A 13,559-nucleotide genomic window follows, 5' to 3' on the forward strand; every position below is an offset into this window, starting at 1 on the left:
CCTGCTCTCGCCCCTGGAGTGTCCGGCGCTCACGATAGACGCGGCGTGCCTCCCTCCCACAGTCAAGGGGCGGAGGCACGCCATGGCTTTTCACGCGGATCGCCGCTCTGCTAATAACGGGAGAGGTTGGCAAGATCAGCCGAAGTTGGCGACCAGGTTTAGGCGGTCACGCCGCCAGAGCGTCATCGATTCTCCGGTTGGCGATTTCCTGTTGCCCGTCGAGGCACTTCGCGTAGACCCGAAGGAGGACGTCAACGCCGTGCCCTGCTCGTTCAGCTACGTCAGGCGCCGGGACGCCCGCATTGAGCCAGAGGGAGACGGCCGCGTGCCGGAGGTCGTAGGGCCGACGAGCCAGGGGAGAGGCGACCTGAGCCGGGGTGAAAGCGAGTTTACGGGCTTCCTGCCACACCTCCGTGTAGGCCGTCGAAGCGACCACACCCCCGCGTTCACTCTGGAAGAGCCGCCCGTCCGTGCTGAGGCCGTACTCCTCGATGTGTTGCCGAAGAATCTTGACCAGGGCCGGAGGGATGGGAACGGGCCGCACGTCGTCACGGCCGCGATGCTTGAGCCCCCGTTCCTCGTGAGCATCGCCGGTGTCCGTCCACTGAGTGTTGACCTCAGGCCGGGACACGTCGACGAGGATGCGCCCCCATCCGTGCTCCGGCAGGTGGCAGTCATCCTTGCGCAGGGCGACGGCCTCACCGGGGCGAAGGGCCGCGTAGTACATGCAGGCGAACAGGGCCATCAGCCGCCGGCCACGTCCCCGCTTACCGACATACGTCACCGCGGTCAGCAGCTCCTGAGCCTGCCGGGGGTTGACCACGACCCGGGGGTCTACAGTCTCGGTCGTCTTGGGAGGCTTCCACTTGATCCGGTGCAGCGGATTTGCCGAAAGCTCTTCCAGCTCCACCGCATACTCCAAGACCGCGTGCAGGACGGCCCGCTTACGCCGGACAGTGTTTGCACTGGCCGCCTTGCCGTCGAGGCGAAGCGCGAGCGCGTCGAGCGCCAGCCGTGCCGTCTTCGTCTCGCCGAGGTCGGCCAGGTCGAGCGAGGCCCCTTCCAGCCACCGAATGGCTCGGGCCATGGCCGGGGGAGCGTCAGGCCGCTTACCCTCTGGCAGGAGTGCGTACTTCCGTAGCGCCGTCCGAAGCGTCTCGGCGTCGGGACGGCCGGGGCGTTCCTTCACCAGCGCTGGAAGCGCCGTAGCGAGTGCGTCAGAGACGCTGTCACGGCTCTTGGCCGCCGCATGCGGCCACTTCATCTCGATGTAAGCCTGGACGAAGTCGAAGACGGTCCGGGCGCTCTTGGCCTGGATCATCGACAGGGGGAGCCCCGTCTCCACGTCGAACAGCTCACCCCGCTTGGCGGCCTGCCGCAGGTCGGACAAGAAGTTCTCAGCGAGCGCCTTGGTCCTGAACGTCTTCGACTTCTGCCGACCGCCTACCTTCCAGCGAACGACATAAGAAGGGGTCTTGCTCGACTCGTTTCGCGTGATGGCCCAGAACTTCACGTCGTAGGAGGTGTTCACGCAGCCTCCCGGAGGCTCTCAAGCCAGGCGTCGAACTCGCTGCGGTAGATGCGGATCTCCCCGTTCGGGAGCTTGAAGCCCTCCGGAGCCTTGCCGATCTCGCGCCAGCGGTAGAAGGTCCGGCGGGAGACGCCGCCGAGCGCGTCGAGGATCTCGGGAACCGTCATCAGGTTGTCGTCTTTCTTCATGCCGCCCTCCCTTCAGTTGCCGAAAGATCTTGGCCGTCTGCCTCGGCCTGGAGCCGGTCGAGGTGGTTGCGCCAGCGCTGGCGTTCGTGGACCGAACGCAGGAGTCGGACGCCGATCGGCGCGAGGTCGGGATCACCGGGCTTGACGGGCTTCCAGGTGTAGCGGTGGGGGTCGATGGGCTCGTCTTCGACGCCGAGGGCTTCCAGGACCCAGGTGCGGCGGTCCTGCTTGTGCTCGGTCAGGGTCTTGTTGGACCACTTTCGGGAGACGAGGACGCGGCGGCCCGCGTAGCCGAGGTGATCGGGCTTGTGCGCCTTGCCCCTGCACCGGCCCGGAGCCATCCCGGGCTTGGCGCCCTTGGGCTGCACCCCGTACCGCAGCCAGTTCGGGCAGGTCGGCGCGCACGGTTCGAATCGCAGGGCGTCGAGGAGCCGTTCGGCGTGTGCCTTGCGGCGCGGGTCATCGGTGCCGAGGGCGTCGCCGAGGCTCTTGGTGAGGTACTTCGACAGGTAGCCAATGAGCTGGTCGGCGTCCGGAGTTCCAGCGAGCACGCCTTTGACGTCCATCTGGTCGCCGAAGCGCAGCACGTGCAGGGGTTCGGCGTCCTCGTCCTGGTCGAGCCGGTCGAGGGCCTGTTCCCAGGTCGGCAGCACTTCCCCGGTGTCAGGGTCGAGGTAGCCGGCCCCGTCCTCCCAGACCGGCAGGTGCTCCCCCTCGAAACGCACGTCATCCGTCGAGGGCCACCACACCTGGTGATACGTGGCCGCGATGATCTGCCGCAGCTCCGCACGGGGCAGGGTGCCGCGGATTGCCATGTGCAGGTGCGGAGCGAGCCGCTTCTGTGGTTCGACGGTGGCGAAGTACTGCACGTCGTACCCGGCGACCCGGCGGAGGTTCTGCACGAACCGGTCGACGAGCTTGGAGAAGTGCAGCGCGTCGCGGGCCGCCCGCGTGTAGTCGTAGGCGTCCGGGTTGAGCGGCGCGCCCTCTATCACCCGCCCGTAGGAGGGCAGGGTGAGGGTGACGAACATCGAGGGTCGGTAGACCTTGCCGTCCCAGCCGGTGAAGGTCCGCCCGAGCGTGGTCTTGGTCATCTGCCGCTTGGGCAGGTCCGGCGCGTCCTGCCGCCGCTTCGTCGACCGCGACCGCTTCCCACTGGTCCGGCCGAGGACGTTGCCCCGCATCCCGGCGGCGTTGATCTCCTCGTCCAGCTCGACGATCGCGGCGTCTAGGTCGGTGGTGTCGCCGCCGGCCTTTTCGGCCTCGTCCCGCCAGGCTTGGACGTCGGCCCGCAGCTCCACGAGGTGACGCTGATACTCATCGGCGTTGTCGGGCAGGTTGATCGGTTCGTGGTCGAGGTGCCAGCCCTCCCGGCACTGCGCCCGGCGAAGCTGCCGGTTGCGCTTGGCGCACGGCGGGCACTTGCTCTCCATCGTCGCCCCGCAGGGGACGTCGATGACCTCAACCTGTCCGGTGAGGATGTCTTGGCGCCGCAGCGGAACCGGGCGGATGCACACGCCGTACTGCTTGGCGATCTCTTCGACCACGTCCCGTGCCAGCGGTTGAGCCATCCGTACGGCGCGCGGGGTTGCCCTGTCGGTCGTGGTCACTGGTCACCGCCGGAGGGCTCGACGATCACGACTGCCTTCTCGCCGCACTCGCGGCACTCGACGACGCCCCGCACGGGGTAGAGCCACAGCGCGTTGCGGGTGCCGCAGCCCGCGCAGATGAGCTCGTCGAGGAGGTGGGAGATCTCAACCACGGGCATGCGCCCCCGCCCTGCCAGCCGAGAAGCTCGCCACCATGGCGCGGATGTCCTCGTCCGAGACGTAGGCCGCGCGGACGCGTACGGGGTCGGGCGAGGTCTCCAGCCGGACGTAGCCGACGCCCGCGCCCTGCTCGGGTATCGGTGAGATGCGGTCGGCGAGTGCGCCCCGATCGCGTGCGCCATCGCCGAGGACCATGTCCACCTGCTCGGACTCGTCCAGCCGGAGGGCGATCTTGTCGGGGAACAGGTTGCGGATGTTCATGACCTCCTTGCGGGGGTCCTGGAGCGCGGCCATGACGCCGACCCCGACCGCCCGGCCCTGGGTGGTGAGCGTGGCGAGCGCCGCTTTGGTGCGCTCGCGGAGGTGCTTGTCGGACTGGTAGGCGGTCAGGAACGCGACCTCGTCGACGACGACCAGGACGAAGGGGTCCGCCGGGGTGGGGGTGTGGGAGCGCTGATTGCCGCCGAACCGGTCGGCCCGCTCCTGCATCACCGCCACGGCCGCCTCAAGCAGGTCGGCACACTCGGCAGGGGTCGCGGCGTAGCGCGGGCCGAACAGCGCGCGGCCGAAGGACAGCTCCATCCGCTTGGGGTCGAGCGCCCACACCTGCACCAGCCCGGCCCGCATCGCGGGGAGCAGCCCGCGAATCGTCGACCACAGGTAGGAGCCCTTGCCCGCGCCCGTGGCACCGGCGATCAGGACGTGGGTGCCGTGGACCTTGAGCCGGTACGGCGTGCCGTCCTCGCACCGGCCGATCTCGACCGGCCTCACCGAGGCATCCTCGGGGATGGGGACGGCCGGCAGAGGCTCGGCGAGGGGGTCGTGCCGGGGCAGGGTCAGCACGAGGCGACCGGCCCGCGCGATCGACACCCGGCAACTTCGGGCGCCGAAGCCGTGGGCGAGGTGGTCGGCCCGGTCGGTCCAGTCCTTGACCGCCTGCCCGCCCAGCATTCTCACGGTGACCAGGTCGGCCCAGGAGGTGCAGGTGACCGTGACCAGGCGGGGCAGGTAGTCCCGGCCGCGCAGGTGCCGGCCGAGACCGGAGACCATCATCACGGGTTGCCAGTGCCGCCGGTAGACCCAGACCAGGCGCCACCAGGCAAGCAGGGGCCAGCCGACCAGGCGCAGGAACGATTCGCGCTCCAGCAGCACCCATGACAGCCCGGCCGCGGGCAGGAACCCGGCCAGGACCACGGCCATGCGCCAGCCGTACACGAGGGTGACCACGATGGGGGCAGCGGCGGCGGTGCAGGCGATCGGGTGCCGCCCGATCGTCCGGACCAGCCCGCGCAGCAGGCGGGCCAGCCAGATCACGATGGTGACGACGGCGGGGGTTTTGACGACGGCCGGGCGGAAGACCACGGCCGTGTCCGGGGTGGTGGAGACGAGGTTACGCGCCTCGTCCCCGGGCAGTCTTCTCAGCATTAGGCTGGAGTCCTCTCAAGCATTCGGTGTGCGTGGGAGATCCGAGGGGCCGCCGGAAGTTGCCGCTTCCTGCGGCCCCGCTTTCGTGTCAGGCCGGTGAGTGGCCGACGCCCGGAGGGGTGGGCATCGGAGCCGGGTCGGCTACTGCTCGATCAGGCGCTCGCAGTCGGCGAGGTAGCGCGATGCGGCCTGGAAGATCTGCCGGGCGATCTCCACGTCTCGGGGGGTGGCCGGCCCGGCCGCGATGGTCGAGACGGTCACGTCCACGTTGCTGCTGGTGATCGCGAAGTAGGGCCGCCCGGAGTCCAGCACCGAGGCCTGGGCGCGCACCTCGGTCGAGTACAACGAGATGCCGACGTTGGCGGGGGCGCCGGGGTTGAGCGAGAGCGTGACGTAGGTGTAGGGGTCGCGGAGCATCAGGCCGCCGCCTCCTTACCGGCCATGCCGGTCTGCTTGCCGGTCGTGGCCCCGGGGCGGGGAGCGCGCATGCTCCTGGCTCGCAGGGAGTAGGCCAGGCGTCCGGTGTTCTGGTGGACGTACGGCGTGACCGTCATGCCCTCGAACTCGACCGGGGTGATGGGCAGGCCGGGCGTGGAGGGCGGCGGGACGGGCTGCACCGGGGCGATGATCTTCACCGCGACCGTCTTCTGGGCGAGCTTGGCGGCCGGGTCGGCGTCCATGACGGCGACCTGCCAGACCAGTTCGCCGGTGGTCTTGTCCTTGGCGAACACGGTGCGCCCGCCGGTCGAGGCGGTGAAGTCCTTGACCTGCTCGACCTCCCCCACCAGGTAGCAGCCGTGGGGGAAGACGTGCCCGAAGGCGATCGGGATGGGTCCTGCGATGGCCATGCGATGTGGTCCTTACTCTCGCGACGAGCAGCTTATCCGCTCGTCCACTTGTCCGATTGAGTTCTACTGTAAGTCTTGCCCACTCGTCCGCACAAGTAACCAAGCGAAACGAGCGCGGTAAGACTTAGGTATCCATTGGGTTAGCCCAACGCTCAGGTGCAGCGAAGGTCGAGTCCTGCGCTGGTCCCGTCGTAGAGTTCCACGATCGCTACCGACTCGCCCGGGTAAGCGGATCGCTTGGACGGCTCCGCGAGCCAGACCGTGATGCTTGGCGGCCCCTTCTCGACCCCCTCGATCCTGGCGTGCGCGTAGTACTCGGCGAGCTCAGTGCCGGTGAGCTGGGTCCTGAATGTCCATCGGGCGCGATAGTCGCAATGGTTGCCATTCCCGCGAAGGGCGATCGAAGCATCGGGTTCGCTGTAGTCCAGTCGCTCCGTCTTCGGGGGAAGCGGATAGCTCTCGAACCGGTCCACCAGGGCGGCCAGCTTCGCGTCATCCGCCCACTGAGGGATCTTGACCAGGAAGAACAGCCCAACCGCAGGCAGAAGGATCATTAGCGCCGACACAAAGACATAAGCCCCCTTTCGACTGCGCCAGAACGGCCGCTTGATGATCGGCTTCTCACCCACGGCAGGGGACACAGTCTGCACGGCACCTCTCGAAGTCGGTCTATGCCACGGGATAGACATCTTCTAGCTCATGAAGATCACCAGGCAAGGCCACGCTCATCACGAGGAGCACCGCCCCGCCCGGGTCGTGCACGGTGGCCAGCACGCCGAGAACCGGAGACGAGGAGCCGAGGAGGGCGGCTTCCTCCTTGGTCGGCTTGCGCGCGGTCAGTCGTTCGGTGACATGGTCGATCCGCAGATGCTTGACCGCCTGGAGGTGCTGGCGGACCCCATGCCGTAGTGGATCGGGCTTGTCCAGGTCGGTGCCGAGGGCGATCTCCAAGGGGAACCACAGGGTTTCCGCCGCCGATACCCGGTCGCCCTGCCGGGCGGTGCGCTGGCGGGCGATCACGGGGGTTCGCTCGTCCACGCCCATCAGCTTGGCGACGTGCCGGGGAGCCGGCACCCGGGCGACACTGACAATGTTCTCGGCGCTCTCGGGATGCTCGACCGTCGACAGGCCGGGCCTCACCCGCTCGGCCGGGCTTTCCGGGCGGCCCTTCACGAACGACCCGCGGCCGTGTTCGCGTTCGATCCAGCCTTGCATGGCGAGGGTCTGCAGCGCCCGCACGATGGTGGTGCGGCCGACGCCGAACTCCCGGACGAGTTGCGTCTCCGAGGGCAGCATGTCGCCGGGCGCGTACTCCCCGTCCCGGATACGCTGCTGAATCGCCGTCATCACCTGGGCGTACTTCGGCGGGGCGAAGTCCATGCTCATGTTAAGCGCCCAATCACTTTTCCACTTGTCTGCATAAGCACAGTAGCGGCTAAGCACAGGCCTGTCAGGACCTCAGCCACCAGCAGGAACGGCTATCTCACCCGGCCGGACAGCAGCGCAAGCCACACTGCCTGCGCCTCGGCCATCCGCCAGGCGTGCGTCTGCGCTACTTTCGGCTTCAACTGGCTCCCCTTGAACCGCCGGATGTAGGCAAGTCCGCCCGCCGCACACAACTCGTACCAGGTGTTGCGGTGCTCGTGGCAGGTCCAGGCGAGCACCCGCGACCAGGCGAACCGCCCCGGCTTGTGCCAGGCGAGCGGTTCGGCGTTGCCCACCAGGGGCGGCAGATGCGGGGACGGGCACGGCCCGCCCCATGCCGGGGTGCGGTTGCTCATCGGTCGGTCCGTTCGAAGTGGACCTGACCAGCCGCGTCCAGCGTCGCGCGGAAGACGACGCGGCGGGACCAGTCGTCCGGCACGGTGCCGAAGTCGTAGACCCGGTGCGTGATCCTGCCCCACGGCTGCCGGGCCGGGTCCAACCGGCGCAGCGCTTTACGCAGCTCGTCCATCGAGGTCGCCTGCCCGGCGCTGGTTCCGCACGGCCCGAGATCGTCGGTCCCGTTGCCCGTGACGAAGACCTCCCACTCGAACATCTCCACGACCACCTGCCCGCCGTCGCAGTACAGGCAGTCCTCCCGCGACGAGGTCGCCAGGCCGAACGTCACGGCCGCGACCTGCCCGCGCCGGGTGACGATCTTCCAGCCGCGCCCGTTGCACGCGGTGCACTTAACTGGTGCTGTCATGTCGGAAAGAATGGGCCGAGAAAGAATTCCTTCCTATTCCACGGGGATATATCACCGGGAGATATAGAGTCCCCAGCACGAGCAATGCGCCACCAGCCTGGGCAAACGACCGGAGGCCGGAATGCATGGGAACGCGTTCGACCCGATCCAAATACCCGCACACATATGGGATCGCAACGAAAGCCGGGAAATCCTCAGAAAACGAGACATCGCGGGATTGTTCAATCTCGCTGTCAAGTACGCAGGCGCCAGCCAGATCCGCCTCAGCGCCGCCACCGGCATCGCGCAAGGCCGCATCAGCCAGCTCATGCGCGGACAGCGCCAGGTCACCGACCTTGAGGTCTACGAGCGCATCGCCGCCGGCCTCGCCCTGCCCGACCACGCCCGCGTACTGCTCGGCCTGGCCCCGCTCGACATCGCCTCACCCACCGCAGGCCACGGCGACGAGCACCAGGAGCAGACCGAGGAACTCACCGCCCGCATCGAGGCCGCCGCCGCGATCGACCCCACGATGGTGATGATCCTCAACACCGACACCAACAACCTGCGCCTACTGGACCGCCGGCTCGGCAGCGCCGCCATCGCCGACAAAATGCGCGCCCAGATCTCCCAGATAGAGCGCGCGCACCACCATGCGGTACGGCCCGGCATACGCGCGCAACTCGCCCACATCCTCGCCCAGACCGAGTCACTCGCCGGATGGCAGGCCATCAACACCGGCACCCTCAACGACGCCTGGAACCACTACGAGAACGCCAAGGCCGCCGCACGCGAAGCCGACGACCCCGCCGTCATCGCCCACGTCTGCGCGGAACAGGCCTACGTCCTCATGGACCTGGGGCAGCCCGCCCAAGCAACCGAAGTCCTCCAGCACGTGCAGGCCGTCTATCACGACCGCATCCCCGCCCGGCTGCGCTCATGGCTCTCAGCGGCCGAGGCCGAAGCCGCCGCGATCCTGGGCGACGAGACGACCTGCCGCGCCGCCCTCGACCAGGCCGCCGCTCTCCTACCGAGCGGACACAGCGACGCGTCCATGCCCTACCTGTCGCTCGACATCCATCACCTCGCCCGGTGGCGCGGCAACTGCCTCGTCCGGTTCGGCGACCCCGGCACCATCGAGGACCTACGGTCAGCACTCGCCGGAATGGACGGCACCTACAACCGCGCAGAGGCCGCCCTTCGCTGCGACCTGGGCCATGCACTGCTGGCCCTGGGCGACCCCGAAGCCGCCCAACCCCACATCCAACGGGCGAAGCACCTGGCGACCATGACCGGCTCACGCCGACAGCACAAGCGCATCGACGAACTCACCCGGAGACTTACCCGCGCGCTCCGTTGAGCCGATCACGGGCCGCGTACAGACCGACCAGCGTCCCCGAGGTCCAGATGTCACCCCGGGCGATCATCTCCGGGATCTCCTTCATCGGGACCCACTCGATCAGGTCCGCCTCGATCTCCCCGCTCGGCTCCTTCACCAACTCGGCACCGCGGGCAAGGAACAGGTTGTGCTCGGAGTCGACCATGCCGGCCATCGGCTGATAGGTCACCAGGTGCTCGATCTCCCCGACCCGGTACCCGGTCTCCTCCTCCACCTCACGAGCCGCCGTCGCCATCGGGTCCTCCCCCGCGTCGACCAGGCCGCCCGGCAGCTCCCAACCCCACCGGTCGAACAAGAACCGATGCCGCCACATCATCAGCACCCGCTGTTGCTCATCGACCACCACAGCGATGGCCGCCCGGTCCAGATGCACCGCGTGATGCTCGAACCGCTCCCCATCCGGGATCTCGACGTCCACCAGGCCGAGCCGGATCCACCGGTTGTCATAGATCAGCCGCTCACCGTGCACGACCCACCGCGACCGCTCTTCGTTGGTAGCCACACAGCGAAGCTACCGCCCAACATCACCGGCGTACACGGGAAACCTGGACGGCGGCCTCCGGAGGCATCGCGTCCGAATCCCGCTTGCAAGGAACTCCGAAACCGTCCTCAAGGAGTGCACGGAATGAAGAATCCCAAACGCAGGCAGAGCCTGCGGGCCAACTTCGCGCAGCGCACCGCCTGTGTCATCTGCTGGCGCTACGACGTCCCCGAATGGGGCCAGTCCGTCTGCGCAAGCTGCAGAGATCAGATCACGTCCGCCGACACGCTGATCTCCTCGCTGGACGAGCCTTCTGAGGCGACTCGCGCCAGCGAGGAGATCAGCATCTCGGTCCTGGCCTCCGCGCTGCGATTGATCCCTCCGGACCACCACGCTGACGGCCCGGTGGCTGTCTTGCGCCGGATCGCGGAGCAGCCGGATTCCCTCGCGCCGCTGCTCTGATCGCTCACGACCTACCGGCACAAGCGGATCTTCCGAAAATACGCCTTGGGACGTTCCAGATTGATCGAGATTTCGGCAGTATCTACCCCGATATCACCTTTGAGGATCTTGTGAGGGCATGGTGGACATCAGCGAGGCCTACCGTCGGCTGGGCGAGCTCACCCCTGAGGGCTTCGACATCACGGTCGCCTACTCGCTCGCCGGTCTGCGGCTTCGGGCTGATGCGGCGGGGATCGCCGAGCAGTTGACAATTCCCGGGCTGGACCCGGGCCCGGCGGAACTGGCTGATCTCCTGGTGGATGAGGTCATCCGGCTGGGCTCTGAGTTTGAGCGGCTGGGCAGGGCCGACGACTTCGTGGCCGCGCGAGAGTTGGTGGTGGCGCTTCTGCGCGGCGCAGGGGATCCGCTGAACTACGCCAACGCCCTCGGCATGCTCGCGCACAGCCTCACCGGGTACGGCCGACCGGCCGAGGCCCTCGTATACACCGAGGAATGCGCGGCGGTGCTCCGCCCTCACATGTTCGACGACGACGGCACCCTGGGTCTCTACGCGCGGGCCGTACGGGACTGCGGAACCAATCTGGCCGAGTTGAACCGGCCGCAGGAGGCCGCCGCGGCCAAACGGGAGGCCTTGCGGTTCTACGAGCGCTGCCTGGCTGGTAGCCCCCGGTTCCGCCCAGATGTGGCGTTGACCTGCAAAGAGCTGTTCGGTCTGCTCATGTGGTGCGGAGAGCACGAGGAGGCGTTCACGGTCTCGGATCGGGCGATCGAGCTGATGCAGGAGCTCGCACCGGAGTTTCCCGGCTTCCGCGGGGAACTGGCAGATGTCATGCGGTTGCGCGCAGCCGCGCTGTACGAGCTCGGCCGGGTCGGGGAAGCGGTCCAGTTCGCCGCTCGTGCGGTTGACACCTACCGGGATTTGGCGGCGGAGTGGTGCCTGCCCTTCCTTACCGAGACCCTGCTGTTGCTGTCGGATGTTCTGTCCGCCGTGGACCGTGACGAGGAAGCGCTCGACGCGGCGGCGGAAGCCGTACAGCTCGCGGATGCGACCGACGCGGTGCAGGCCAAGGTGACTTATGGCTGGCGCCTGGTCGAGCATGGCCGTCTCCTGGAGGCCAAGGAGATCCTGCTGTCGGCGGCATCCAGTTGCCCACCTGACCCGGCCGAGCGGCTCACCGGCCTTCTGGATCACCTGTCCCGACTTCTGGCCGGCGAGGGATACCTTGGCGAAGCCGAGTCGGTCGTGTTGGTGACCGCTCGTCGCTACAAGATTCTCAGCGGTGGTGATCCCGTCTGGCTCGTCGCCTACGCGCGGTTTCTCGGATGGCAGGCCGAGCTCCAGTTCCACCGCGGTCATCACGAGGCTGCGCTGCGTACGGCCGAGCGCGCGGTGCGGATCGCGGAACGCTCTGAGAACAGGGAAACCCACGCCCGAGCGCTGGGGCACCTGGGCAGCAGCCTGGCGGGAACCCGCCGCCACGAGGAGGCCGAGGCCACCAGCCGGAAGGCCCTGGCTCTCTGGCAGGAATTGGCCGAGGACGATCCCGAGACCTACCGGAGCGCGCTGGCCAGCGCATGGAACAACCTCGCCAACAAGCTCGGCCCTCTTGGGCGGCATGAGGAGGCCACCCACGCGGCGCAGCGGGCCGTGGCTCTGTACGAACAGACCGATAACGTCGGCGACCTGGCCAACTCCCTCAACGGTCTCGCCGTCCGCCTGCACCATCTGGGCCGCGACGAGTTAGCTTGCGAGGCGGCTGAACGCGCTGTGGCCTACTACGACGAACTGACCCCGGAACAGCCGGGCTATCTTCGCGAGCTGGCGGTCGTGCTGGCGAACCTGGCCGGATATCGGGCGGCGCTTGGTGACCTAGAGCAGGCCTGGAGGGCCGCCGCCCGCGCCGCGAGCATCCGGCACGGACTGTACGCCAAGGACCCGGAGGCGATCGAGGAAGACCTGCTGTCCTCACTACGGGCCGCCTCCGACTTCGCCGCGGCGCTCGGCCGTTTTCATCGGGCCGCGGAAGCCACCGCGATTCGGGTGAACATGTTCGAGGCTCGGGGCGGGGTAGAGCTGGCCGAGGCTCTGATCGACTACGGCGGGCTTTTGACCGGGATACCTCCGCTGGAGAACGCCGTCGCCGTGTTGGAGCGCGCCGATGCCCTGTGCATGGACATCCCGGAGGTGCCGGCGCTGCACGCGTTCTGTCTGGACAAGCTGGCCTGGTGTCGAGCACAGCTCGGTGACCCCGAAGAGGCGGTACGGCTGGCGCGCCGCGCCATCGCGCTGCTCGACCCCATTGAACAGGAGGAGGGCAACCCTCATCTGCCCAATCTAGGTGTCACCCTGGACGACCTGTCGGAATATCTGGTTGCATGCGGTCGTCTGTCCGAGGCGCTGGAAGCGGCCGGCCGCGCCGTAAGCGTGCGGGAACGACTGGGTGCCCGGCACGGTTCCGCGCTTGCCGAGTCATTGCGTCAACTCGGCCGGGTGCTGCGGGCGCTTGGGCGGGAGGTCCCGGCTGAGAACGCCTTCCGCCGTGCCGAGGAGCTGACCGTCCCCACGGCGGCAGCCGCCGTCGCTGAAGCCCCAGGCGGGTTGACCGTGACCGATCTCGCCAGAGGCTATGAGCGGTACCCCGTGGATTTCTTCGCCGGGGTCGACGTGACCGCCGCTGACTTCAGTGCAGGGCTGGTTCCGGAAATGAACCCGCACTTCGATCCCGCGTTTGCTCAGGCGCTGCGCGAACTCGCAGCGGTCGCCGGCGACGTCACTTTCGCCGACCCTGGGCATGACGGTCCGGTCGGCATCCTGCGGTCCCTGACCAACCTGGCAGGGGAGCTTTGCTCGCTTCGCCGCCCCCACGATGAGGTGCTCGCCGTACGGATCATTGTTGCGCTTCTCCATGGCCTCGGCGATGTGATCGAGAATGCCGAGGCCGAGCGGGCTTTGGCGATCGGCAGACTCGGGTCGGCGCTGATTCGGGCAGGCCAGTTCGCGGAGGCGGCACTCACCAGCCTGCAGGCGACAGAGCTGCTCCACGCTCTCGTCGAGGCCGGCCACTCGGGCCTGCGTTTCTTCCAGGTCCAGGCACACGAGGACGCCGGGCATGCGCTACACCGGCTCGGCGACCTCCCCCAGGCCGCCATTCAGCTCCAAGAGGCGATTACGATCTACGACCAGATCTGTGTCGAGGATCCGGTGTATCGATCCCGGCGGGAGACGGCCAGACAGGCCCTGGCCCGAGTGCTGGCTGAGGAAGAGCGCGTGGACGAGAGCCAGGAATAA

15 protein-coding genes are annotated in these 13,559 nt (G+C 68.0%); 3 read left to right on the forward strand and 12 right to left on the reverse strand.

Going from position 1 to position 13,559, the window contains the following annotated elements; translation table 11 throughout:
* Nucleotides 1-166: 166 nt before the first annotated feature.
* The 11 genes from OG344_RS12130 to OG344_RS12180 form a co-directional block, all read right to left on the reverse strand.
* Nucleotides 167-1,531, reverse strand: a complete 1,365-nt coding sequence (locus OG344_RS12130) for a tyrosine-type recombinase/integrase (RefSeq protein ID WP_405088302.1) — start codon at nt 1,529-1,531, stop codon at nt 167-169.
* Nucleotides 1,528-1,719 (reverse strand): helix-turn-helix transcriptional regulator, encoded by a 192-nt coding sequence (locus tag OG344_RS12135; RefSeq protein WP_405088303.1) that lies wholly within the window; start codon nt 1,717-1,719, stop codon nt 1,528-1,530. Before OG344_RS12135 ends, OG344_RS12130 begins: the two co-directional genes overlap by 4 nt.
* Nucleotides 1,716-3,290 (reverse strand): replication initiator, encoded by a 1,575-nt coding sequence (locus OG344_RS12140; RefSeq protein WP_405089080.1) that lies wholly within the window; start codon nt 3,288-3,290, stop codon nt 1,716-1,718. Before OG344_RS12140 ends, OG344_RS12135 begins: the two co-directional genes overlap by 4 nt.
* A gap of 35 nt (nt 3,291-3,325) precedes the next feature.
* Complete coding sequence (locus OG344_RS12145; RefSeq protein WP_405088304.1) at nt 3,326-3,487, reverse strand: hypothetical protein; 162 nt, start codon at nt 3,485-3,487, stop codon at nt 3,326-3,328.
* On the reverse strand, nt 3,474-4,913 hold the full coding sequence (locus tag OG344_RS12150) for an FtsK/SpoIIIE domain-containing protein (RefSeq protein WP_405088305.1): 1,440 nt from the start codon (nt 4,911-4,913) through the stop codon (nt 3,474-3,476). Before OG344_RS12150 ends, OG344_RS12145 begins: the two co-directional genes overlap by 14 nt.
* A 141-nt stretch (nt 4,914-5,054) precedes the next feature.
* Nucleotides 5,055-5,330, reverse strand: a complete 276-nt coding sequence (locus OG344_RS12155) for a hypothetical protein (protein WP_405088306.1) — start codon at nt 5,328-5,330, stop codon at nt 5,055-5,057.
* Nucleotides 5,330-5,761 (reverse strand): plasmid replication, integration and excision activator, encoded by a 432-nt coding sequence (locus OG344_RS12160; protein WP_405088307.1) that lies wholly within the window; start codon nt 5,759-5,761, stop codon nt 5,330-5,332. Before OG344_RS12160 ends, OG344_RS12155 begins: the two co-directional genes overlap by 1 nt.
* A 152-nt stretch (nt 5,762-5,913) precedes the next feature.
* Nucleotides 5,914-6,390 (reverse strand): hypothetical protein, encoded by a 477-nt coding sequence (locus OG344_RS12165; protein WP_405088308.1) that lies wholly within the window; start codon nt 6,388-6,390, stop codon nt 5,914-5,916.
* A gap of 40 nt (nt 6,391-6,430) precedes the next feature.
* Complete coding sequence (locus OG344_RS12170; RefSeq protein ID WP_405088309.1) at nt 6,431-7,147, reverse strand: GntR family transcriptional regulator; 717 nt, start codon at nt 7,145-7,147, stop codon at nt 6,431-6,433.
* A 92-nt stretch (nt 7,148-7,239) separates the two neighbouring features.
* Nucleotides 7,240-7,542 carry a hypothetical protein gene (locus tag OG344_RS12175; protein WP_405088310.1) on the reverse strand — a complete coding sequence of 101 codons (303 nt, stop codon included), beginning with the start codon at nt 7,540-7,542 and terminating at the stop codon, nt 7,240-7,242.
* Nucleotides 7,539-7,949 carry a hypothetical protein gene (locus tag OG344_RS12180; RefSeq protein ID WP_405088311.1) on the reverse strand — a complete coding sequence of 137 codons (411 nt, stop codon included), beginning with the start codon at nt 7,947-7,949 and terminating at the stop codon, nt 7,539-7,541. Before OG344_RS12180 ends, OG344_RS12175 begins: the two co-directional genes overlap by 4 nt.
* Before the next feature lie 217 nt (nt 7,950-8,166).
* Between OG344_RS12180 and OG344_RS12185 the strand changes: the two genes are divergently transcribed.
* Nucleotides 8,167-9,288: an XRE family transcriptional regulator gene (locus tag OG344_RS12185; RefSeq protein WP_405088312.1), complete on the forward strand. Its 1,122-nt coding sequence runs from the start codon at nt 8,167-8,169 to the stop codon at nt 9,286-9,288.
* Here the strand turns inward: OG344_RS12185 and OG344_RS12190 are convergent.
* Nucleotides 9,269-9,829 carry an NUDIX hydrolase gene (locus tag OG344_RS12190; protein WP_405088313.1) on the reverse strand — a complete coding sequence of 187 codons (561 nt, stop codon included), beginning with the start codon at nt 9,827-9,829 and terminating at the stop codon, nt 9,269-9,271. The genes OG344_RS12185 and OG344_RS12190 overlap by 20 nt on opposite strands.
* A 123-nt stretch (nt 9,830-9,952) precedes the next feature.
* On the opposite strand from OG344_RS12190, the gene OG344_RS12195 reads away from it, so the two are divergent.
* Together OG344_RS12195 and OG344_RS12200 are read left to right on the forward strand one after the other, a co-directional pair.
* On the forward strand, nt 9,953-10,270 hold the full coding sequence (locus OG344_RS12195) for a hypothetical protein (RefSeq protein WP_405088314.1): 318 nt from the start codon (nt 9,953-9,955) through the stop codon (nt 10,268-10,270).
* Between the two features lie 118 nt (nt 10,271-10,388).
* A complete protein-coding gene (locus OG344_RS12200) occupies nt 10,389-13,559 on the forward strand; it encodes a tetratricopeptide repeat protein (RefSeq protein WP_405088315.1) in 3,171 nt (1,056 codons plus the stop codon).

This window comes from Microbispora sp. NBC_01389, assembly GCF_045040095.1.
GTDB lineage: Bacteria > Actinomycetota > Actinomycetes > Streptosporangiales > Streptosporangiaceae > Microbispora.

Coding starts and splice junctions, on each gene's coding strand:
- OG344_RS12175 (WP_405088310.1), bottom strand. CDS start 7,542: ATGAGCAACCGCACCCCGGCATGGGGCGGGCCGTGCCCGTCCCCGCAT.
- OG344_RS12170 (WP_405088309.1), bottom strand. CDS start 7,147: ATGAGCATGGACTTCGCCCCGCCGAAGTACGCCCAGGTGATGACGGCG.
- OG344_RS12200 (WP_405088315.1), top strand. CDS start 10,389: ATGGTGGACATCAGCGAGGCCTACCGTCGGCTGGGCGAGCTCACCCCT.
- OG344_RS12180 (WP_405088311.1), bottom strand. CDS start 7,949: ATGACAGCACCAGTTAAGTGCACCGCGTGCAACGGGCGCGGCTGGAAG.
- OG344_RS12150 (WP_405088305.1), bottom strand. CDS start 4,913: ATGCTGAGAAGACTGCCCGGGGACGAGGCGCGTAACCTCGTCTCCACC.
- OG344_RS12145 (WP_405088304.1), bottom strand. CDS start 3,487: ATGCCCGTGGTTGAGATCTCCCACCTCCTCGACGAGCTCATCTGCGCG.
- OG344_RS12160 (WP_405088307.1), bottom strand. CDS start 5,761: ATGGCCATCGCAGGACCCATCCCGATCGCCTTCGGGCACGTCTTCCCC.
- OG344_RS12135 (WP_405088303.1), bottom strand. CDS start 1,719: ATGAAGAAAGACGACAACCTGATGACGGTTCCCGAGATCCTCGACGCG.
- OG344_RS12140 (WP_405089080.1), bottom strand. CDS start 3,290: ATGGCTCAACCGCTGGCACGGGACGTGGTCGAAGAGATCGCCAAGCAG.
- OG344_RS12195 (WP_405088314.1), top strand. CDS start 9,953: ATGAAGAATCCCAAACGCAGGCAGAGCCTGCGGGCCAACTTCGCGCAG.
- OG344_RS12155 (WP_405088306.1), bottom strand. CDS start 5,330: ATGCTCCGCGACCCCTACACCTACGTCACGCTCTCGCTCAACCCCGGC.